11 protein-coding genes and 7 pseudogenes are annotated in these 22,234 nt (G+C 59.7%); 9 read left to right on the forward strand and 9 right to left on the reverse strand.

Features of this window, described 5'->3' with window-relative positions:
- Window positions 1-314 precede the first annotated feature (314 nt).
- Together istA and istB (EHH60_RS32505) are read left to right on the forward strand one after the other, a co-directional pair.
- A pseudogene (gene istA / locus EHH60_RS32500) lies at window positions 315-1,845 on the forward strand (IS21 family transposase).
- A 16-nt stretch (window positions 1,846-1,861) separates the two neighbouring features.
- A pseudogene (istB, locus tag EHH60_RS32505) lies at window positions 1,862-2,607 on the forward strand (IS21-like element helper ATPase IstB).
- A 236-nt stretch (window positions 2,608-2,843) separates the two neighbouring features.
- Here the strand turns inward: istB (EHH60_RS32505) and EHH60_RS32510 are convergent.
- Window positions 2,844-3,160, reverse strand: a pseudogene (locus EHH60_RS32510) (integrase catalytic domain-containing protein); the annotation flags it as partial.
- 153 nt (window positions 3,161-3,313) lie between these two features.
- Between EHH60_RS32510 and EHH60_RS32515 the strand changes: the two are divergent.
- Window positions 3,314-3,685: a site-specific integrase gene (locus tag EHH60_RS32515; RefSeq protein WP_199752318.1), complete on the forward strand. Its 372-nt coding sequence runs from the start codon at window positions 3,314-3,316 to the stop codon at window positions 3,683-3,685.
- Window positions 3,686-4,108: 423 nt separating this feature from the next.
- On the opposite strand, the pseudogene EHH60_RS32520 reads toward EHH60_RS32515, so the two are convergent.
- Window positions 4,109-4,617, reverse strand: a pseudogene (locus EHH60_RS32520) (transposase); the annotation flags it as partial.
- Window positions 4,618-5,101: 484 nt separating this feature from the next.
- Between EHH60_RS32520 and EHH60_RS32525 the strand changes: the two are divergent.
- Window positions 5,102-5,503: a hypothetical protein gene (locus EHH60_RS32525; RefSeq protein WP_036031912.1), complete on the forward strand. Its 402-nt coding sequence runs from the start codon at window positions 5,102-5,104 to the stop codon at window positions 5,501-5,503.
- A gap of 1,534 nt (window positions 5,504-7,037) precedes the next feature.
- The gene (locus EHH60_RS32535) at window positions 7,038-7,478 is read left to right on the forward strand and encodes a transposase DNA-binding-containing protein (RefSeq protein WP_245454641.1); all 441 of its coding nucleotides are present in this window, start codon (window positions 7,038-7,040) and stop codon (window positions 7,476-7,478) included.
- Between the two features lie 647 nt (window positions 7,479-8,125).
- Here EHH60_RS32535 and EHH60_RS32545 read toward each other — a convergent pair.
- Window positions 8,126-8,437 carry an oleate hydratase gene (locus EHH60_RS32545; RefSeq protein WP_245454642.1) on the reverse strand — a complete coding sequence of 104 codons (312 nt, stop codon included), beginning with the start codon at window positions 8,435-8,437 and terminating at the stop codon, window positions 8,126-8,128.
- A gap of 72 nt (window positions 8,438-8,509) precedes the next feature.
- Window positions 8,510-9,268, reverse strand: a complete 759-nt coding sequence (locus tag EHH60_RS32550) for a glucose 1-dehydrogenase (protein WP_124163410.1) — start codon at window positions 9,266-9,268, stop codon at window positions 8,510-8,512.
- Window positions 9,269-10,553: 1,285 nt separating this feature from the next.
- Here EHH60_RS32550 and EHH60_RS38245 point away from each other — a divergent pair.
- Window positions 10,554-10,715 (forward strand): acetoacetate decarboxylase family protein, encoded by a 162-nt coding sequence (locus EHH60_RS38245; protein WP_244621071.1) that lies wholly within the window; start codon window positions 10,554-10,556, stop codon window positions 10,713-10,715.
- Between the two features lie 227 nt (window positions 10,716-10,942).
- Window positions 10,943-11,149 (forward strand): hypothetical protein, encoded by a 207-nt coding sequence (locus EHH60_RS38250; protein ID WP_050996351.1) that lies wholly within the window; start codon window positions 10,943-10,945, stop codon window positions 11,147-11,149.
- Window positions 11,150-11,288: 139 nt separating this feature from the next.
- Here EHH60_RS38250 and EHH60_RS32560 read toward each other — a convergent pair.
- The 5 genes and pseudogenes from EHH60_RS32560 to EHH60_RS38855 form a co-directional block, all read right to left on the reverse strand.
- A pseudogene (locus EHH60_RS32560) lies at window positions 11,289-12,402 on the reverse strand (IS3 family transposase); the annotation flags it as partial.
- A 93-nt stretch (window positions 12,403-12,495) separates the two neighbouring features.
- The gene (locus EHH60_RS32565; protein ID WP_124163411.1) at window positions 12,496-13,695 is read right to left on the reverse strand and encodes an IS256 family transposase; all 1,200 of its coding nucleotides are present in this window, start codon (window positions 13,693-13,695) and stop codon (window positions 12,496-12,498) included.
- Window positions 13,696-15,282: 1,587 nt separating this feature from the next.
- A pseudogene (gene istB, locus EHH60_RS32570) lies at window positions 15,283-16,027 on the reverse strand (IS21-like element helper ATPase IstB).
- A 13-nt stretch (window positions 16,028-16,040) separates the two neighbouring features.
- A complete protein-coding gene (locus tag EHH60_RS32575) occupies window positions 16,041-16,769 on the reverse strand; it encodes an IS21 family transposase (protein WP_050996325.1) in 729 nt (242 codons plus the stop codon).
- Window positions 16,770-16,998: 229 nt separating this feature from the next.
- A pseudogene (locus EHH60_RS38855) lies at window positions 16,999-17,091 on the reverse strand (IS66 family insertion sequence element accessory protein TnpB); the annotation flags it as partial.
- A gap of 730 nt (window positions 17,092-17,821) precedes the next feature.
- On the opposite strand from EHH60_RS38855, the gene EHH60_RS38605 reads away from it, so the two are divergent.
- Window positions 17,822-19,225 (forward strand): GGDEF domain-containing protein, encoded by a 1,404-nt coding sequence (locus EHH60_RS38605; RefSeq protein ID WP_124163412.1) that lies wholly within the window; start codon window positions 17,822-17,824, stop codon window positions 19,223-19,225.
- Between the two features lie 464 nt (window positions 19,226-19,689).
- Window positions 19,690-21,516, forward strand: coding sequence for a putative bifunctional diguanylate cyclase/phosphodiesterase (locus EHH60_RS32590; protein ID WP_245334225.1), 1,827 nt, complete (start codon window positions 19,690-19,692; stop codon window positions 21,514-21,516).
- The last annotated feature ends 718 nt before the right edge of the window (window positions 21,517-22,234 follow it).

Genomic DNA, 22,234 nt, shown 5'->3' on the forward strand with positions numbered 1-22,234 from the left:
GCCCAGGCGGACTTGGCCATTTGCCGGCGCACAAAGGTTGGAGACACCGATTTCGATCGGCTTTAGCGTCTGCGCCGCATGTACCGTCGCTGTCGGCTTCTCGGTTCCGGCGGTCAGGAGGCCATTGCTTAGCTTGCAATTTTCTGCGGTTGTGCAGTGGCGAGCGGCGCGCGTGCGTCGAACTGCGCCCGCTGGATTACCCACCAGCCATGCTGCATGTTTCGCGGGATCGTGAGCAACTTTTCAACGGCTCAGCCCGCTTCGGCCGACAACTCAACCGGCTTAGGAACTGCCTCGTCAGTGAACGAAGGCCGATGCCCACCCAGAGATTGTCGATGCGCCGGATCAAAGGGGTTCTCCGCCTAAAACATGTTCAAGGCTTGCCGGAGCGAGCCATCGCGCACACCCTGGGCATCAGCAACGGCGCTGCGCACAGCTATGTGCGCTGAGCCGGGCGGCCGGGCTGAACTGGCCGTTGCCGGCCGGAATGATTGACGAAGACCTGGAGCTGCTGCTTTTCCCTGCGCCGAGGCCTGCATCGCAGAGCTTACAGCGGTACGTTCCCGACTGGGGCTATGTCGACAAGGAGCTGCGCCGGCGCAACGTGACCCGCCCGGCTGCTGTGGGATGAGTATCGCGCCACCCATCCCGATGGATTCGGCTACACATGGTTCTGCACGACCTACGAGGCCTGGAAGGGGCGAGCCCGGCCTTCGATGCGGCAGACCCATCTGGGCGGCGAGAAGGTTTTCGTGGATTTCGCCGGCGACACCATCGACGTTATCGACCCCTCAAGTGGGGGGAAGTACAGTCGATGAAGCTGTTCGTCGCGGCGATGGGTGCGTCCAACTATACCTACGCCGAGGCCTGCCAAGCGAGGGGCTCGCCGACTGGGTCTGGGTCCACATCAACCTCTTCGCCTTCCTCAGCGGCGCGCCGACATTCGTGGTCTGCGACAACCTCAAGGCCGCCGTCACCAATCCGACCGCCACGATCTCGGCCTCAACCGACCTATGCGGAGATGGAAGGCCATTACAGCGCGGCCATTCTCGCAGCCTGGCCGCGGCGCCGAAAAGATAAGGCAAAAGTCGAAGTTGCGGTGCAAGTCGCCCAAAGATGGATTCTGGCGCGGCTACGCAACCAACGCTTCTTTTCATTAGCGGAGCTAAACGCAGCCATCAAAATGCTCGTCGTCGAACTCAATGCCCGGCAGATGCGCGACTTCGGCGCCAGCCGCGCCGAACTGTTCGCTGAACTCGACAAGCCCCAAGCTCATAGAGCTGCCGGACCAGGCTTACGCTTTCGCGCACTGGAAGCGATGCCGGGTCGGCCCCGACTATCATATCGAGATCGATGGACACTGGTATTCCACGCCATATCGGCTCATCCGTGAGCTCGTCGATGCGCGCATTGACGAAGGACGGTCGAGATCTTCCACAAGGGCAGCAGGATCGCCAGCCACGCTCGCGCGCCCAACCGGCGCGGCCACACCACCATCACCGACCACATGCCCAGCGCCCATCTGCGCTACGGCCAATGGACGCCCGCCGGTGTGATCGCCGCCGGCGAGCGGATCGGCCCGCCTTCTTCCAGGCCGTGATCGCCACCCGGCCGCATCCCGAGCAAGGCTTTCGCACCTGCCTCGGCATTCTGTCGTTGGTCAAAAGCTACAGCGCCGAGCGTGTCGACGCAGCCTGTCGGCGCGGCATTCTGATCAAGGCGCGATCCGTCGCCTCGATCCGCTCCATCCTCCAGAACGGCCTGGATCGCACCTTTCTCGACGAACCCTCCGAACACCAACCCCTGCGCCACGGCAACATCCGCGGCCGGGATTATTTCCACTGAAGCCAAGGAGACTTGTATGCTCAACCATCCCACCCACGAACGCCTGATCGAGCTCGGCTTGAGCGGCATGGCCAAGGCCTTTGAGGAGCAGCGACGATCGCCTGATCTCGAGGCCTTGCCGTTCGAAGATCGCATCCGCCTGCTGGTCGACCGGGAAGCCGCGGAACGCGACACCAGGCGGCTCACCACGCGCCTCAAGCTGGCCGCGCTCCGCCAGAATGCCTGCGTGGAGGACGTCGATTTGCGCACGCCGCGGGTATCGACCGGGCCCTCTTCGCCAAGCTCGTCAGTGGCAACTGGATCGATCGGCACGAGAATTTGCTCCTAACCGGAGCGACCGGATTGGGCAAAAGTTGGTTAGCCTGTGCCCTCGGCCACAAGGCCTGCCGCGACAATCGCTCGGTTCTCTATCATCGCGTTCCAAGATTGTTCGAAGCGTTGGCGCTCGCGCGGGGCGATGGACGCTATGCCCGCTTGCTCAAAACCCTTGGCCGCGCCCAGCTTCTGATTTTGGACGATTATCGGTGCTCACCGCCGCCGAGCGGCGCGATCTACTGGAAGTCCTCGAGGACCGCCATGGCCGCGCCTCCACCATCGTAACCCGCCAACTCCCTGTGGACACATGGCACGAAGTTATCGGAGACAGCCGACGCCGTCCTAGATCGCCTCGTCCATAACGCTCACCGCCTCCAGCTTGCCGGCGAAAGCATGCGAAAACGCAACGCCAAAACCGTCACCCTTGACGAGCAGCCAGAACGCTGACTCTATCACCGCCTCGGCCGGAGCGGGCTGCTCACGATCGTCTGAATTCGGCGCTCATGATCGCGCGAAATCCCTGCTCACTCATCAGTGAAATGCAGTCATGCCAAGCGTAGATCGGCCTATGAATACAACATCCCCGCGAAGAGGGCCGAGGAACGAGCACGCGTGGAATGCGCCGAGAAGGAGTATACGAGGTTCACGTCCCGGTGGCGGGCAAAGCCGCGATCCCGACAAAGCAAGGCTTCTGCGACATAGGGCTTGTTTACGATATCCGTGTCAGTCGTCTTGCCGGGCCGCTATAATTCAGTGTGACGCCCCACTGGTAGGCCAGAGGTCAAGATCGCGAGACACGAACTCGCTGCCTTGATCGACGCGGATCGTTGCCGGTAAGCCCACTTCCTTGCAGGCCCCTTCCAGCACCTCCCACGACGTCGGTGCCGCGGAAGGTGAACCGCGGCGCCAGCGCCGGCGAGAAGCGCGAGAAGGTATCGACCATTATGAGCACGCGAAGCTTGTGTCCGCTCGCCAACTGGTCATGGACGACGTTCGTCGCCTTCATGGAGAAGCGCAATGCCAGGATCATCACCAAGAAGCTGGCAATGGAAATGGGCAACGCTGCCGCCCGATCGTCATGCATCCTGGGCGCTGCGATTGAGCGACGTGCGCGGGTTCGCGCGCTGTCGCTAACTTCGATCCGAGAACGAAGGTGTCGCCCCTCGACATCAGCCCGGGCGTCCACCGCGCCAAGCCCTATGTCTCTAGCGACGCGGAGATCGATGCGTTGTTGACGGCAGCGCTGGCTCTGGCGCCAGCGGACGGGCTGCGCCGATGGAGCTACCATACCTTGTCCGGCTGCAGGCATGCGTATATCCGAGGCGATGGCCTGGAGCGTGATGACGTTGACCTCGACGCCGGCGTGCTGACGGTCCGGCTGACCAAGTTCGGCAAGTCGCCGTTCGTGCCATTGCATCCGACGACGAGAACTGGGCTGCGCCACTACGTTAACCGGCGCGAGCGCGGCAAGCGAACCCGCTCCAGCCGAACGACCGCCTACTCGCCTTCCTCGAGTCGCTCTTAACGGCAAGACTATGCCGAATGGAATGAGGCTGCCCTGTTCGGCATAGTTCGGCGGGCGGCATAAACCTGCAAGCTGGGCGACGTCGATCCGCTTGCGTGGGCCTATTGCCGTCACGACCTCAAAGCTGTGGCCTGAGAACAACGCTTACCGATCAACCGCACCTCCGAGCGGTTCTCCGAGCAGTTACGGTTCGCGCGGTGCCGGTCGTTTTCGACTGCCTCGGCCTCGACGAGTTCATGGTGGTCTGTCGCGCCGGAGGTGCGGTGTTGGAATTGTCGCCACGTTGCTGCGCGCGGACCAGGCGCCGCTGGCACGGCACTGACCAAGCGGCGACTTCCAACCGACGCGACGACGCACGTGCCCACGGCTGCTCGGCAGCGGTGGAGGGACACTTGCGCAGCATAGCCGTTGGCGTAGGCGCCGCGACCAGAGGTCGTTCGGCGCCATCGGCACCGTCATCGGCGCCCGGGTCCCAATCGCTCGCTTGCGACCGCCACGGCGACGAACCGGAAGCCTCTCTTCCCGGTAGAGCCGGAACAGCCGCCTCCGCTTCGGCTATCGCGTCTGCCGATGTGCTTTAGGTCGCCTGCCGTTCGCTCATCCCGAAGGCGTCTAGGAGATGGGCGACAGCTTTCCGCTGGGCCGCGGGCGTCACCATTTCTTTCCCACGAGTTCTTTCCCAGGAGGTCCTTCAAGGCTGCGTTGTCCAGCATGGTGTCGGCGAGGAGCTGCTTCAGCTTCGTGTTCTCGTCCTCCAGCGTCCTCAGCCGCTTGGCCTCGGAGACATCCATCCCGCCGAACTTGGCCCTCCATTTGTAGATGCTGGCGTCGCTGACGCCATACTTGCGGCACAGACCGGCGACCGAAACGCCGGCCTCGTGCTACTTCAAAATCCCGATGATCTGCTCTTCCGAAAGGCGGCTGCGCTTCATGCTCTGTTCTTGTCGTGGGCCAGAGCGAACTTCACACTGGATTAAGCCCGTGGGGCAAGGTCACTTAGCTCAATATTCCGTCTTCAGACCGGATCAAACGCGCCGCTTGTCACTACACAACCGCAGAGAATTTCGAGCTCAGCGATGGACTCCTGAAACAGCAGAATTGGGGACGCACAGAGGGTTCATGCGGCGCCTAGCGGCGGCAGCCGCTAAGCAGTTCGATATTGGTCTCTCCAACGTATATGCGCCGGAAAGTGGCCGAGTCCGCCTGGGCACACAACCTGATCACACCACATTAGCGCTGTTGGATCACCGTTCCAATGTTCTGAGGACGGAAGCCCCAACGGATGTCGCGCTTCTTCCTCGCAGCCAACGCTACCAGATAAGACAGGTACAACATGTTGATGGTTGTGGTACCTCTGGTGCTCGAAAACCTGCAGCGAACCACCCAGCTCCTAGCAATCTTTTCGGGAGATATGCAATGCCAGAGACCTTAGGCGAAGACGGAAAACGCGAACGGCGACCACGTGGAGGGCCCGAACTGGCCGAGGCATCGCGCCCTGGAGCCGGTGGCCCCACGGATGATACTGGAGAAAGCACCGCAGCTGCATCGCGCATTTCATTTACGGTTCCGGAATGGCAAAAATCCATCGAAGCGACAGCAAACCTGTTCGCCGCGTCGCTCCGCGACGCGCTAAAGCTGGCTGCTTCCTCTTTGCACGATCAGGCCACCTTCATGAAGACTCTCGCGGACTCTAAAACTCCCTCTGAGCTACTGAAGTGCCACCTGGATTTTGCGGAGCAATCCTGCTCGAAATTGTTTGGCGAAGGCTGGAAGATGTTGGATCGTCTCAGGCACAGCCATCGGTCTTCGGTAAGTTAAGAGGCGCAAGGCGTGAAATAGGCTGACGGCGCGCAAATCATCCGGCGTGTGGCACGTACACGCCGTTTAGAATTAAGCGGGAAAACGAAGAACGATTCCGCCCTTGCTCCGTTTGCCTTTCCCCAGCGACCAGGCTGATCAGTGAGGCTGGTCGAACTTTCGCCGAAAGTAGTGCGAAAGAGAAAGTGACAGTTCGACGCCTTTAAAATTGTGGACCCCGACGTATCAGTGACCCCGGTATCGGACACGCCAGCGTCATCCTGCATTGGTCCGAAGTTCGGCGGGACCACCAGGGACGGATAGTGCCGAGCATCAGTTTTCAGACCAAGGCGAACAAATTTGACGCACACGAAGCGCCTGCAGACCCTCCAATTCTCGATTCAGCACGACCCTTGCTCGGTTCTGGGCAGCATCACCGAATGTTCCAGATGCGGTGAGTTAGGGGCGGGCTCGTTGCGGCTAGCGCCTGGTGCGCCCCGCCGGTTTGCTGTGAGGCGAGGTGAATCAGATCAGGATTCTCAACTGGTGGCGCTCATTCGCTCGCGCTCGTCGCCGTCATGTCGGACGACGGCACCAAGAAGGCAGGTAAGTAGCACAGCATCAGCCTCACCTAAGCGGGAGAGCAGATGGCCAATCCACGAGTTCCGCGTTCGAGACGAGTTAACGGCGGAAAGTGCACCCGCAGCTCCGGAGCAGCAGGCGGCGATCTCAGCTCGCAAGATATTGGAAGCAGAGATGCGCACTGGAACGGTGGTATCGTACAACGCTGAAAAGGGCTGGGGGTTCATTCTCCTGACGATGCCGACCAGGAGGATTTGTTCGTGCACATATCGGACCTTCGCGACTGCGCAGGGTCTGATCTGGTGTCGGTCACGCGCGTGACTTTCGAAATTCGCTTCAATCAACAGCGCTCGAAGTACAGAGCCGTCCAGGTCAGGCTGATCGATTGAAAGATCGCGTATCCTACTGCGGGCGTGCGCATTACATATCATTCATAGCGCAAAGGCAATAATGGACGATGCATAGGCTCATCTGATCAGAAACCAAGTCGTGGACGTTTACGACGGAGATCGCGCTCGGAAGCGCGACGTTAAGCTGATTGATATGGATGGTCGTCAGCCATCTTTCTGGCCAGCGCGACCTTTGCACGCTTGCTTCCTTGCCGGTGGGCAACACGCACCGCCCAGGCCTTCATCGGAGACCATCGGGTTGATCGCCTGAGAACAACGTTGGCAGCTTCGAACAGGGCGTAAGCATCCGGTGAGGCTTTGAATTACCCATAACTTTGACTACTCGGGATGATCCGCTGATCGGCGAAATCTTGAATCGAAAGAATCACTTGTGATTCCTTGCTGAGCACCTGATTCGCGAGGGGGTGCTCTATGGGGCTGACGTTAAGGGATCGATCGGCAAAAGGCCGCTTGCGGTCCTTGGAAGGTGAATGTTGGATTGATCGAGAGAGTAGTGGATGCGAGTTTAGGGACGAGCGGCTTGGCGACAATTCCGCAAACTGCTCACGCAGATTGGACGCCCCATGGGACAACGCATTCCGCTCGTCTGCCAGGATTGGGCGAATACCAAGGCCGCCTACCGCTTCTTCTCTAATGACCGGGTCAGCGAAGCGGACATTCTGGCCGGCCATTTCCAATTGACAAGTGATCGCGCCGCCGCAGAAGCGATCGGCATCACCAAGAGCATAAACAGTGGACGGGATAAGGCGGGCCGCCTCAGATCGCACACGGTTTGCGGCATCCTGATTCATTCGAGCCTCGCAGTTACAATCGAGGGTGTGCCACTGGGGTTGGCGGCCGTTAAGTTCTGGACCCGGAAGACATTCGAGGGGACGGCAGCGCTTAAAATGAAGATCAACCGACCCGGATTCCCATCGAGAGAAAGGAAAGCGTTCGGGGGTTGGAAAATCTCAAGCAGTCTCGCCACTCTTGGATCATCCGGGACGATGCATCCGTATTGCTGATCGCCCGGCCTTAAACGAGACGTTAGTAACGCCGCGACCGTTGTCGTAGGCATGACCAATGCTCTCGGAAGAGAGCTGGCCAGCGGAGGGCTTGAAATCGTGAGCATGAGATGCTGGCGCTCTTCTAGTGCGGCCCACAGTCTAGCTAGAGGGATGAGGTCGGCTCGCAACCGCGCTACGTCAGAGATCGCCCTCGCGACCGTCTCAAAGAGCATATTGAGCTGAAGCAGAAGCGTATTGAATAGCACCATATCGCCGATCGTGACCGCGCCGATTCTCCTGCCTGGCGCGCAGATCGCCGCGATCCGCGAGGCTTCCCAATTTAGGCAGCTTCGATTGTGCGTCTAAGGTGCCCGTTGACATCAGCGGCAGGAGTGGAAAGCCCCACCTGGTCACCGGGCGCGCTATTCTCTAGACATCAACGTCGATGGTAATGTCACCGCGCGGGAGAAGCACGGCACAGCCCGTTGCCCGATGTCCGCTACGTCAGACAGCGTCCCACCTCAACTCAGGTACTCATTCATCAGTTCACCAAGCTCGGTTGGGCTAATCTGTTTCAGAATATGTTGGGGTAGGAACGCCGGTCCTGGGATCTCAATTTCCTTGCCGTCACGTAGTCTACCCTTGGCTGCTAGCGATTGCTGATATCATAGGTCAATTGAATACCTCGGGCACGCCGCGTTCAATCTGAGGAGGATATAGACGGCTTCCATCGCCGTCTGACCGAGTATTTCAGCCAGTAGAACCGAACGGAACAGATCCCAGAGGCACTCGAAATGTTCCTCCATCTCTGGATCACCTCGGATGACGCCCCCTCTTTCCGGGTCCCAACTACCGTCCAACGCCCCACCCGGAAGGTTCAGCGCTCGAGAAGGTAATGCGATCGGCCACGCATATGCTCGTCGGGGATCATGAACGCCGCGCCGGAGAGTGCCGCCAAGCTCGAACCAACGAACCACGGCGTCTTGCTGTCCACACCAGCGGGCTTGCCCGGGCGAGCAAAGGATCAGATCTCGTTTATGTGACAGTAGTCAGAAGATGCTTTCGGGAGCCTGACACTTGTACGGGACGCCGATCGTCAGACCGCCATCGACGACGATTTCGGAGCCCGTAAGATAAGAGGACTCGTCACTGAGCAGGAACAAAACTGCCTGCGACACTTCCGGCGGTTCGGCTGCCCGCCCAAGCGGAATGGGAAAACTGGAAGAATCGAAGTCCTTTGTCATCCAAGTGTTGATTAACCCCGGATGGACTGAGTTTATGCGAACCCCAGACGCAGCGGCCTCCAAAGCAGCGGACTTGGTTATGCCCCGCACACCGAACTTGGAAGCAACGTAGGCGTGAAGCCCTGCACTACCCCTCAGCCCCTCGACCGACGAGATGTTGACGATCGAGCCTCCGCCCGCGCGGCGCATGGCGGGCAGGGCAGTCTGCATTCCCAAAAATACACCGGTGAGATTGACAGCAAGGGTCTTCGTCCACTGCTCGAGTGGAAACTGCTCGATAGGAGCAATACTGGCTATGCCCGCATTGTTGACGAGGCCATGCAGCGCGCCAAAGTTGCTCTCCGCAGCCGCGATCGCTCGGCGCCATTCCTCTGGCTGAGCGACGTCTTGACGCACATAGATCGCGGATGTGCCAAGGCCGGCCGCGAATGCCTCTCCTTCTTTACGAAGAATATCGGTGATCACGACTTTAGCTCCCTCCGCTACCAGCAGGCGCGCATGAGCGGCCCCCATCCCTCGAGCCCCGCCGGTCACCAGAATGACCTTTTCGCTGAGACGTCCCATAATTTTGCTTCCTCGATCAGTGTGGTGGCGCAAGGTCTTGCGACATCCACTATGTCAATTAGCCCTGTTCGATCTGCTGTGTCCCGCTGCAATGCCCAACGGCTGTGCGTAGTGGCCGCGCAACTCGCCGCGAAAACCAACTCGATAACGATTTCACGTCGTGGACACGCGTCCGCCGCTCAGGCGTTATCGTCGGAGTGTTGAATTAGCATCGCGACATTGGGCCACCTTGTTGAGCCCGACAATTCACGACCGAGTTTCCTCCGGAAGATGGGCGTGAACTGCACGCGAGGCAATGCCGGTTCCGCACAGGCGCACGTACTGAGCTGTTCGAGGCTGGCCGCGGGAGTAGGGCGCAGAACGCATAAAGCTCTCCGAGCCTTGCGAATTGGAGTATCCACTCTGTGCAATCCGCGCGCCGAGACTCTGATACGAACGCAAACTCACGCGACTCTTGCAGAGTTGCTGGAGCTGTTACGACCTTTTCGCGCGACCTGGGTATCCGCTAGCATGCTTTTCGGGCCATGCACAGCGATAGCGCTTCGACTTATCAAGACTTATCGAGCCACACACAGCTTTGATAGCCATGCGAGCTCCTCATCCGTTTATCTCCCGCTTGATCATGTCGGACTCTCGACACTCCGCGTCGCCAATCAAACAAGCGGGAAGGCAACAGAAGAAGCGGCGAAAGTTGTCGAAGGCCTTCTCTCGTACTCCAACTCGGCATCTGCAGCCGAGCGAGTCTTATAACACCCAATGAGGCGCTTGGCATCGATCGCAGACGACAGATAGAGAGGCCTATCGAGTTATCGTCATCCTCGGTGAGCACGCTTCGCCGGAATGAACGCACAATCGTCAAGCTCATTCTGCAGCACAGAATCGAAGTGCAACGCGCAGAACTGGACGCGTCGGGGGCAAGACGATCGCGATCACTGGATCTATGAGCCGACGGATCACCGAGCCGCACTGGAAGTTGCACATCACAGTCTCTTCAGGATGCTCAACAACCGAGTAGTCTTGGTGAGATGAGTTAGCTGAATGTTCGATTGCGCCTAAACACTTCAAGAGCGAGGAGGAATGCGATGCCCGACGTGAAAGGTATTTCGCTTGATGCGCATCTCTACCTTGGGAGCAAAGACCGTGGCAGCGCGTTTCTCGGGTACCGAGCCATAAACCTTGTATTCAGCGTGGGGCACGAGGTGTCCTCTCTATTACCGAAGGGATTAGTACCGTAGCAAACCCTGCAATCGCCCTTGTGCCGGTCGCGAGCTATCCCTCAAGCACTGTGGGGCCGTACTTGGAGTGCTCTTCAGGAATTCAAGTTCGTGATCCCGGCGGTGAGGCCGGCTTTTTAATTCTTACCTACGTGACAACGAATGATGCAGCGCTCGCCTCGGGACGAGAGGTTCTTGGTGCTCCAAAAAAGTTGGCGTACATTACCGGTTAGAGACGGTGGTCTAATTCAGGGTACGCTCGAGCGTCCAGCGGGCAAGCGTCTGCCGACCCTTACCGCTCAACCAGACCAGCGCGTGAGCTCGAGTTCGCAACAGATGATTTCTGCGCGGACGTATTTCTACTTGGTTTCGGCATCTGCCCCCCTATCAATAAGCGGGATGGGCGCAGTGACGCAACTCGTCAAACGGTGCACCGCGCGAATGTTGCCACGCGACGAGCTTGGCGAAGAAGTTTACTGGACCCACCTTCCTAACTTACGACTCCCCCTCGATTGTCGATCCCGTGCACAATTTGGCACTTGGCGAACGCGTGCTCGGCACATACGAGGAGCATGACGCCAAGCTCCAGGCCATTGATATCCTTTCGGAAACGGCAAATCCAGGAAAACAGCGGTCCATAAAGCTTCAGGAGTTCATCCAATCCTGAGTTCTGCCCCGGGCTCTCGGCGTGCCCACTGAACCTCCTCCGAATGAGTGGACACCTGTAGTAGGCTCATTGAGCCCGGAGGTGTCGAATGGAACGTCAACGTCGGTCCTTTACGGAAGAGTACAAGCACCAAACCGTTGATCGCGGAATGGAGGCGGGTTCGGTTGTAGAAGCCCTCGATGAAGGCGAAGATATCGCGCTGGGCCTCGGCGCGGGTATTGTAGTCGCGATGATGGACCAGCTCGGTTTTCAAGGTATGGAAGAAGCTCTCCATCGGGGCATTGTCGTAGCAATCGGCCTTGCGGCTCATTGATGCCATGATGCCGGCGCCGGTGAGGACCGTGTGAGGCATACTGCACGCCGCGATCGGAGTGATGGATCAATCCGGTCTGCGGCCGTTGCTGGTTGATGGCCATGGTCAGTGCCGCGGATGCGAGTTCGACCTGCATATGGTCTTGCATGGCCCAGCCGATGATCTTTCGGCTGAACAGATCCATGACGGCCGCCAGATACAGCCAGCCCTCCGCGGTCGGGATGTAGGTGATGTCGGCGAGCCAGACCCGGTTCGGGGCGGGAGCGGTGAAGTCGCGCGCGATCAGGTTCGGTGCGATCGGGAGGTCGTGACGGCTGTCGGTGGTGCGCCCCCGGCGTGGCGACGCCATGATGGCGCGGACACCGTGCCGGTGCATCAGCTGCTCGATCCGGCCACGGCTGGCGCCACGTCCCTGCTTGCGCAGGATGGCATGGACGCGAGGACTGCAGTAACGGCCGCTGCTGTCTTGATGGACTTGCCGGATTGCGGCCAGGAGGCTGGCATCGGATTTGGTCCGCTCACTGACCGGGCGATCACGCCAGGCGGAATAGCCGGCCGGCGAGACCTCGAGCACGGCACACATCAGCCGCACCGGATAGGCGTCGCGATGGTCTTCGATGAAGCGGAAGCTCATGTCCGGGTTCCGGCGAAGATCGCGATCGACTTTTTTAAGATGTCGCGCTCCATGCGCAGCGTTCGTTCTCCTGGCGCAGACGGGCGATCTCCGAAGCCTGGTCCGCCGACATCGGCGTCGCCTTCGTGGTGGGGCGCCACGCCGCCGATGTCGGCTCCTGCCGCAGCTTGTCAACCCAACGCCGCAGCACCGAGTCACGCAGACCGAGTTCCTTGGCAACAGACCCGATCGAAGCGCCCACTCAAAGCCAACTCAACGGCTTGGCGCTTGTACTCTTCGGTAAATGAACCGACGTTGACGTTCCATTCGACACGTCCGGGCTCCTCTACTCCGATCGTGTCCCGTGGCGTGGTGTAGGTGAGTGCGGGTCACTGCGTTCGCCGGCATGGTCCGGATCGGTCAGGTGGCGATTGCCGGGAAGCTGACGGCGGGATCATCGCCCAACGGGGTGATTGTTTCCAGTGTCATGTAGCGACCGCGCTGGACCGCCCACTCGTCGTTCTGTTCGAGCAGGATAGCGCCGACCAGGCGGGTGATGGCGTCCTCATTGGGAAAGATGCCGACCACTTCGGTTCGGCGCTTGATCTCGCCGTTGACGCGTTCGAGCGGATTGGTCGAGTGCAGCTTGGCGCGGTGCGCGGCCGGGAAGCTCATATAGGCCAGCACGTCGGCCTCGGCCTCATCGAGGAACACCGCGAGCTTGGGCAGCTTGGGACGCAGTTGATCGGCAATGCGCCGCCATTGCGCCCGTGCCGCCTCCGCGTCGTCCTGGGCAAAGGCGGTGGCAATGAAGGCGGAGACGACGCGCCGTCCGCTCTTGCCGGCATGCGCCAGCGCGTTGCGTATGAAGTGGACGCGGCAGCGTTGCCAGGTGGCGTTGAGAACCTTTCCGACCGTGGCTTTGATCCCCTCATGGGCGTCGGAGACGACGAGCTTGACGCCGCGCAGGCCCCGCCGCGCCAGTTTGCGCAGGAACGCCGTCCAGAACGTCTCGGCCTCGGACGGGCCGATGTCCATGCCGAGCACCTCGCGCCGGCCATCGCTGTTGGCGCCGACCGCGATGATCACCGCGACCGAGACGATGCGCCCGTTCTGGCGCACCTTCACGTAGGTGGCGTCGATCCACAGATAGGGCCAGTCACCCTCGATCGGGCGATTGAGGGAGGCCTTCACCTTGTCGTCGATCTCGCCGCACAGCCGCGACACCTGGCTCTTGGAGATTCCGCTCATGCCCATCGCCTGCACCAGATCGTCGACCGAGCGGGTGGAGACGCCCTGGACGTAGGCTTCCTGAACCACGGCGGTGAGCGCCTTCTCGGCCATCCTCCGCGGCTCAAGAAAGCCCGGGAAGTAGGAGCCTTTGCGCAGTTTGGGGATGCGCAGTTCAACCGTGCCGGCCCGGGTCTCCCAGTTCCGATCGCGGTAGCCGTTGCGCTGGACCTGGCGCTCCTGGCTCTTCTCGCCGTAAGCCGCCCCGGTCAGGCCCTCGACCTCCAGCTCCATCAGCCGGTGGGCGGCAAAGCCGATCATCTCGCGCAACAGATCGGCATCAGGGGTCTTCTCCACGAGCGCGCGCAGGTTCATCATGTCGTCGGTCATCGGTGGTTCCTCGAATCAGGTTGGTGTCGCAACCCAAACCTTACCGACGAATCATCGGTGACCACCCGCAAAGCCGCTCGCTCGCTACGGCGCTATGTGGGGCGCGCGTCGCGAGCGGCTTTGCTAATCAGCTACACCACTCCTTGGGAAACGACCTCTACTCCGAGCACGAAGTTTGGGTCGCTCGTAGAAAGTTCGGCATCTTCGCTCCTTTTCGCGCTTTGGCGAAGGCAATCCCGCCTTGGTCCTGATGCACCTCAGGCCATTTGAGCCTCGCGGTATCGCAGCAATAAGGGTGCCAACAGAAAAACGCGGTGCACTCGTTCGTTGATGCGAAAACGGTCGCATGCCTTGCATGTTGACTGCATGCCGTGGTTGCGTTCATGACGTGCATGTCTTAAGGCGGACGGGCCGAACTCGGCTGATTATGCCGCTACAGCGCGCTTAGCGAACTTCTTCTAGCAATAGCCTATCGCGGCGATAGCTGTTGACTCGTGCTTCAAGTTCCTGGTGTAGCTGACGACATAATTCGTTGCGGCCGGCCGCTCATCGCGGGGCGAGTATCTGGTCTAACGGGGGTAAGGCAATTCCTGCCCGCATTGCCATCTCACACAGGTCGTGCGCCATGGCCGGGTGAATTTCGATGGCGCGAAACTCTCGTTGGCAGAGGACCCGGAGCTTCGGCTATGCCAACGTATAGCTTTCCAAGGAACGCCTCGCCTGCCATTCCTTTTTTGAGGCCGGCGCGATGACTGGGACATTAAAAAGGCGCCCCTATGAAAGGCGACGCTCTGGCCGATAGCACTCTTCTTCAGAACCGCCTGATCTCGAAGCTAAAAGGTGGATTGAAGTTGACTCTCGACTCTTGTCGCTGGACGGAACGACAAGACGAACTGCTGCGCGAGCTTGTTGATGCGGGCGCGCCTGCGAAATCCATTTGCGAAACACTCAATAGGTCCGAGGCAGAGCTTCGCAGGCGCGGCTATACATTGGCCTTCCGAGGAAATGATCAAAGCGAACGGCCGCCGTCTGATGCTGAAGCGGCGCTCGGCAATCGGCTGTTATGCATGCGATCCTCGCGGAAGTCAGCGCAACAGCATCGGGCGCGGCTTCTGCTCTTTGGGCTTGGCGTCCGGTATCCTGTTATGACGGGCGAACCGTCAACTTTATTGGCTTCATCCATCTCGCGGCCGCGATGATCTGCGGTTCCGCGCCTTTCTCCATAGCTGCCAGGATTGTCAATTGTTGAACATGGTGTTCTCCTGACGGAACACCAGCGGGGAATTTGATACTTAAACTGTCTTTTCGCTATATCCGGTGGCGGGGCCGCGGGATTGCGATCAGCGATTCCAGGCCATCGTGATCACGGTTTCCAGACGATGGTGATCACTTGCGGAGGCGAACACGACTGACGTGTTTATGTGTGCTGGAAATGGTCTTCCTCGTCAAGACGGGCGGGAGGGTTTGGAGATCGGTCCAGCGGTCCATGGGAGGGACCCGCGTGCGCGCGGAGTGGCCCTCACGAGCGACGCAGCGGCGTGCGCGGGAGGGACCTGTGGGTCGGTGGGGCGATCGGCCGCGCGGTGGTCACGCTGCTGTCCAATCGTCGGCCCAACGACGCACACTGTCGCCCTTGAGCTCGATGCGGTGGGCATTGTGAATGATGCGGTCCAATATGGCGTCGCCGAATGTGGGATCGGCAATCACGTCATGCCATTGCGCCACGGGGGCCTGACTTGTGATCAACAATGATGCCTTGTCGTAGCGATCATCCACGATCTCGAGTAAATCACGGCGCTGGTCGGCAGTGAGTGCTTCGGGCCCCAGTCGTCTAGGATGAGTAGATTGACGCGCTCCAGCGCCGCGATCAGGCGTGCAAGACGACCTTCGCCAGGCGCCTGGCCGAGATCGGCGAACAAGCGGGGCGCGCGCTCGTAGAGGAGCGAAAAGCCATCGCGGCAGGCCCTGTTGCCGAGCGCGCAAGCCAGCCAAGATTTGCCGGTACCGGTCGGACCGACGATGACGAGATGGTGGTGCTCGCAGATCCATTGGCAAGTGGCGAGGCTTTGAAAGGAGGAGGGGTCGAGACCACGAGCGGTGCGAAGTCGACATTCTCGATGGGGGTGGCAGCCTGGCGGAGCTTGGCATTGCTCAAGCGCCGTACGAGGTGGCGGTTGTCGCGGGCGGTGACCTCGGGATCGACGACGAGACCAAGCCAATCGGGGTGTGGCATTTCGGCGGCCTCGGGATTGTTCTGCAGTTCGATGAGGTTATCGGCCGTGGCAGTGAGGCCGAGCGCGCGCAGGCGGTCGACGGTCGGATGAATGAGCACAATGATCTCCTGATTAGTTGTAGTAGCTGCGGCTGCGGATGTTGGCGTGGAAGAGGACGGGCGCCTCCTGGGCAGGAGGAGCGGTTTTGTCGGCGGCGTTCTTGAGGATGGCGGCGACCGACTTGTAGCAACGGGCATTAAGCAGCAGCGCACGGGCGCAGGCGGCGTCGACACGTTCCTCGCCGTAGCGCCTGACCAGCCCGAGAATGCCGATGGCCGAGCGGAAGCCTTGTTCCGGATGCGGTCGCGACCGCAGGATGACGTCGATCAGCGTCTCGGCCTCGGGGCGCACCTTGGCGGCTTCAGAACGAATCCGCTCATGAGCCCAGTCGCGGTAGCGGCGATGCGAGCTTGGCATATGCTCGTCGATCGTCGTTGGTCGATGCGGCAGAGTGCTGCGCAGACGGGAGGCGACGCGCTTGCCGCGCAGGAAGCTCTCGACGGCTTTTAGCGTGATCCGTGCCTCGACCTCTTCATGCACGAGGTTGTGAGGCACGCTGTAGTCATGCTTGGCAAGCTCGACATGATATTCGAGGTTCACCCGACAGCGCTTCCACTCAGCGGACTCGTAGGGTTCGTCGGGTAATGGGGTCAGTGCCGGTCGGTCAAGCTCCTCGAACAGCTCGCGCCGGCTTCGCGCCCAGCTCCATAGCGGTCGGTTGTTGAGATCGACGAGCAGTGCGTGGATCGCCTCGTTGAGGACGGCCAGCGAGAAGAACCGGCGGTTGCCTAGACGCGCCAAAATCCGTCGCCCGACGATTTGGACGCCGACTTCGACCTAGGCTTTGTCGCGCGGCCGATACGGCCGTGCTGGAACGATGGCAGTGGCCCAGCTTATCTACAATCCGATAACCCTGAGCGGGCCAGCCGGGACGGTGACGGCGCCGGACCACGCGCAGCAGCGTATCCTTACTTACCGGCAACATCAGCCGTTTTGCGAAGGCTGCTGGGCATGGGTAGTCCAGCATGTAGCGAAGCTGAACTGGGGTGATTGTCACCACGCCGTCCGCCGACGACGGCCACAAAAAGCAGCCGCGCTCCAGCCGCTTGGCATAAAGTGACATGCCCAGTCCTTGCAGGCTCGAATTTTCGGCCGCCTACAAGATCTGGCAGGGGGGTTAGCTAAGCCAGCTCATGTATATAAGTGGAACTTCTGTCCCGCATTTTGCCCTGGGACACGCGCAGAACGGAGGTCACAGATGGCATACAAGAAACTCATCAATCAAAGCGGCCTGACACTTACGGTGTTGCTCATCACGCGCGTTGGCTCCGAGCCGAACCCAGTCCGCGCCGATCGTCACAGCGGCGCTACCAGTGGGTGGCAAGCAGACGATTGAGTAAGGTAATACGCAGACTCCCTTCCTCAATGGGCTCGTGATTTCCTCATCCTTCGATGGCGCGTTTTCGAACGGGTCGTAGATCGTGAAGGGCAGCAGCTGGGATACTGTCCTGAACACGCACGATACGAACGTGGTGGGCTCGAACACCTAACCCGCAACGTCGCCGACGATCCCGCAGTGGCGAACTTGGCTGCTCTTGGATGGCAAGTCAATGCTGGCGCCGTCGCAGCCCCGCCCGGATGAGTGCAGCCGATGGACGGAAAGGTAACTCTTGTGACTTCCGCGCCCGTGCAGCTTCATCACCCGTGCCGGCGTGTTGGATAACCTACGGCGGAGGCGAACCATGATGCCTTCTACTATGGTTGTCCAGCAGGACTCCAAGGTGCTTGAAGAAGGGGCCCCACGAGTTCATGAAAGGCCCCCGTGGGATCATCATGGAATGACGGTATAGCATATGAGTACCAATCTTATGTTGCACGAGCCGCCCAGCGCGCTGCGGCTGATCACACGGGCGTATACGAGCCTTCTCATTATCGGCTTCGCCCTGCTGCCCACTCAGTTCATCGCTTACCTCTATTTCCAGCAAGATCCCGCGCTGAAGTTTGAAGACCACCTGTTCCACGAATTCGCCATCGCCGTCGCCACCCTGGAGGGGCTGTTCGTCACATATGTGACGTGGCGCTGCTATCGGTCTTCAGGCGAGCCTCTGTTGCGATGGTTGACCCTTGGTTTTCTGGCCTTCGTGCTGATCTATTCGCTGCACGGCGCCTTCACCGGCATGGCACATCGCAACATTTGGCTGTTTCTGCTCTATGGGCCAGCGTCGCGTCTGGCGATGTCGATTCTGCTCCTCGTCGGGCTACTCAGCTACAACCTGCCGTCAGACGGGCTTGAGAAGCGCTCGGACACGCGCGCATGGCTGACGTGGATTGGCCTGTTCCTTACGATGGACTTAGCTGTCGCACTGGTCGCCTATTCACCCTATGCTGGGCACCCGGTGGTCCGCCTGTCCATGGAGGGCGGCGCATTGCTATTCAGTGCGCTGAACGTCGCCGTCTTGCTCATGCGACGGATTCACTCGCCGCTCATGCTTGTTTTCGGCGTTTCTGTCGCGTGGTTTGCGCTATCGTCGCTCGCATTCATCTTGGCGGCGCCGTGGAATCATATGTGGTGGCTGGCTCACGCGATCTTTGCTGGCGGATTTTTTCTGCTCAGCTATGGCGTCGTCCGGGCGTTCCGAACAACGCAATCGTTCGCCACCATCTATAGCCAGGAAGAAATGACCGCCCGCCTTGCCAAATCGATGGCCGACACTCAAAAGGCGCTTCAGCAAGTGCAACTGAGCAATCAACGGCTGGAGCGCCTCGCCGCAACCGATCCACTAACCGGTGCCGGGAATCGGCGCCACTTCATCGAGCATATCGGCGCGGAGATCGCAAGGGCCAGGCGAACCGGAGCTCCGTTGTCCCTGCTGTCGCTCGATCTCGACCATTTCAAGGATATAAACGACTCACGTGGTCACAGCGTCGGCGACGAGGTCCTGCGCGTATTCGTGCGAAAGTGTCTGGAGGCAATCCGGCCTTACGACTCTGTCGCGCGCGTGGGGGGTGAAGAATTCATGGTACTGCTTCCGGGGGCGACGCTCGACGCGGCTAGCGCGGTCGCCGAGCGCCTTCGATCGGCCATCGAACGCACTGCATTCGATGTCGGGGCCGAACCATCGGTCGGCGTCACCATCAGTGTTGGAGTGTCGGAGTTCAGGCGCGATGGAGACACGCTCGACGGGTTCTTGAACGTCGCCGACCAGCGACTCTATCGCGCAAAATTTGAAGGCCGCAACCGTGTGGTTGTCTCCTAGGATAACGTTCATCGTTCACTTCGTCTCCCGTGTCTGGGGCGGACGCCCGTCCGCTCTTCTCCGAGCCAAAGCCGCAACGCTACTAACAACTATTCGGTCATGGTCCATCCATTGCAACATTTGCAGGCCGGTTCTCACCGCAATAAGCTGCGGCCACTAGCAGCCGGGAGCTCTTATGTCGGTTTCTTGCTACAACGGCGTCCGTGACAGCCGTTCCATCGAGCGTTCAGCTGGCGGTCGCCTCGCCCCGCCAAGGCGGCCGCCCCTTGGCGCGCGCCGCGACCATCAATCCGCTCGCCAGGCACTTGGCAGAAGCTCCGGATCACGAGGCACGACCGGTAGGCACCTGGTCGCGCTGATTGCTATCGCACGTGAACTAGCGCCCTCCCTTGGCGCTTCCAGGGTGATCAACGTCTTGAAGCGGCATATTCAGGATATAGCTCGTTGCTTAGGCCGCACTAACGATGCGCGAACTTGCCGGTCGCTCGACCGCCACTTTTCCGGGAAGCACCTTATCACGACCCGATGGCTCATTGCTGCTTGCGAAGCCGTTACTGAAGTTCCGCAATCGGCGCAACATCTGGTTTTCTCAACAATCATGCTGCGAGCAAGACCCTCGCTGGGCCACCGTGCGTTGCGACGGTTCGACTGAGATGAGAGTTTCAACTCCACGATTGCGCGTATTGCACTTCGATTGGCGCCGTTCTGCCACGAGGGATTTCATTGCTCTCTTCGGCGGCGTCGTTCTCGCTTCACTCTTAGCGCATGTCTATGGGCTTGGCCCTCGTTTAGCGCAGCTGGGACAGCGCTATGTGAATCCGATACTCGACGACATTATATTCATCGCGTTCGTTGCATTCTTGCTGAGCATTGGGCTCACAATTTTTAGTGTTCGGCGCTATCGAGAACTTGCCCGCGGAACTGACACACAAACCATCACAGAAGGAGAAGTCCGCGATCCGGCGCGGCACGATCCATTGACTGCCTTTCCAAACCGCCGCCTGTTTGATTACACACTTGATGTGTACGTTGGCCTCGCCACCGACACGCATCAAGTCGCCATTCTGATGCTCGGCCTCGACGGCTTGAAGCGGATCAAGGATACGCACGGCTATGCAGCGGTAGACAAGGCACTCTGCGAGTTTGCCACAAGGCTTGCCGACATCTTGCCCAAGGACGGTCTCCTGGCGAGGATCGAAGGCGACGAATTCGGGATCGTCCTGCCCAACATTAGCTCCCTCGAGGATCCCGCCAATCTGGCGCGCCGTATCGTGGTGTCTGCCGCCGACAGTTTGGTGATTGAGACTGGCGCAGCCGAGCTTAGTCTTGGAATTGGCATCGCCATCGCTCCGCTTGATGGCGTCACTCCCCACGAGTTGGTCAGGCGCGCAGAACGCGCACTTTATCGCGCGCAATGCGACGGCGCGTCGCGTGTTCGCTTTTTTGAACCGGACATGGACATGCATGTCGAGCGGCGCATCAATATTGAGCGTGAGCTTCGGAGCGCTGTCGCAACGAATATTATCGAGCCCCATTACCAGCCGGTGGTTTCACTCGTAAGTAATCGCATCGTGGGGTTCGAGGTGTTGGCGCGTTGGGAGAACAAGACAACTGGGCCTATCCCGCCTGACGTGTTTATTCCAATTGCAGAAGAAACCGGCCTCATCAACGCTCTTGGAGATCAGCTTCTTCGGCGCGCGTGTCTTGATGCCACTGCGTGGCCAAAGACCTTTTCGCTTGCCTTCAACATTTCGCCTGTTCAGTTGCGGGACTCCGCGCTTGGAGAGCGCATTATATCTGTCCTTGAGCAAACCGGCTTTAGTCCGCGCCGCCTGGAGATTGAAATTACAGAGAGCGCGTTTGTGGAAAGAAGCGGGGCTGCGAAGACCGTGATTGACGCACTTCGTCTAGCCGGCGTCCGCATCGCGCTCGATGATTTCGGAACAGGTTATGCTACGCTTAGCCAGCTGCTTTCGTTTCGTCTTGACAAGATCAAGATCGATCGCAGCTTCGTGTCACATCTCCACGACAGCACTGACTGCCGGGTGATCGTTCGTGCTATAATCGGCCTCGCTGAAGGGCTTGGTTTGACGACCACGGCCGAGGGAGTCGAATGCGAACGCCAGCTCGTCTATCTGGTGTCCAATGGTTGCACAGAAGGACAAGGCTACCTGTTCAGCGGTCCCGTTCCAGCCACCAGTATTCCCGCGCTGCTCAATCGCGAAGCCAGCCGCGGGCCGGTTACTGAAGGGACGGAGCAAGAAACCCACGTGCGTGAGCCGACGCGCTGAGTTCACGCGTGCTCGGGAGGCGCTTGATTAGAATAATCCGGCTAGATTTGCCACGATACTTTCGACGCATCACCTGCATTGTTGCTCAGGGCGGGTCCATTTACTTGGACAGGACGCAGACTCTTAAGAGATCACCATGGATCGATGACGCGATTACGGGCGGAGGCCTGCCGTGCATCACCGTTTGACACTCCAACATCAACGCACAGGGGCTCGCGAAGGGCCCTATGCGCTCAGGGTGCGCGAGCGGCCAAGCGCCTGATCTTCGACTACTCCTCTTCGCTGTAGCGGCGCACAGATACACGATGAGCTGAATCAACGGGGATCAGACATCCGAACTCTGGATATCGTCTCGAAGATCCGCCATTTGAATCCCCTGATGCCCCTCCGACTGAAGCGCCGGAGCTGACCGTTCTGGTCTCCTAGTCTAGCGGCTCCTGATTGCTCCGGGGAGCGCCGGACGCACACGATCCAACTCAGGCATCCGCTGGTCCCCTTCAGGTGCCTTCAGGTGGGAGCCCTCCTGATCAGGCCGTTTATGGTCAGCCAAACCTCCCAGGCCGCATTGCTCAGCACCAAACGATCCCCAAGGCTTCCATAACGAGACTCAATCCGATTTGCGACCTTACGTTAGAACATGACCTAGACTGTCCGATTTCTGACATGCAGTCGGTCTGGTAAACTTCCTTGAAGCAATATTCCTTGTTGATCAAGCTTG

Source organism: Bradyrhizobium sp. RP6, assembly GCF_003837805.1.
Lineage (GTDB): Bacteria > Pseudomonadota > Alphaproteobacteria > Rhizobiales > Xanthobacteraceae > Bradyrhizobium.

Bases quoted from the DNA above. Each gene is read 5' to 3' on its own strand.
- EHH60_RS32525 (WP_036031912.1), top strand. From the start codon at position 5,102: ATGCCAGAGACCTTAGGCGAAGACGGAAAACGCGAACGGCGACCACGT.
- EHH60_RS32535 (WP_245454641.1), top strand. From the start codon at position 7,038: ATGGGACAACGCATTCCGCTCGTCTGCCAGGATTGGGCGAATACCAAG.
- EHH60_RS32550 (WP_124163410.1), bottom strand. From the start codon at position 9,268: ATGGGACGTCTCAGCGAAAAGGTCATTCTGGTGACCGGCGGGGCTCGA.
- EHH60_RS32565 (WP_124163411.1), bottom strand. From the start codon at position 13,695: ATGACCGACGACATGATGAACCTGCGCGCGCTCGTGGAGAAGACCCCT.
- EHH60_RS38605 (WP_124163412.1), top strand. From the start codon at position 17,822: ATGAGTACCAATCTTATGTTGCACGAGCCGCCCAGCGCGCTGCGGCTG.
- EHH60_RS32590 (WP_245334225.1), top strand. From the start codon at position 19,690: ATGCGCGAACTTGCCGGTCGCTCGACCGCCACTTTTCCGGGAAGCACC.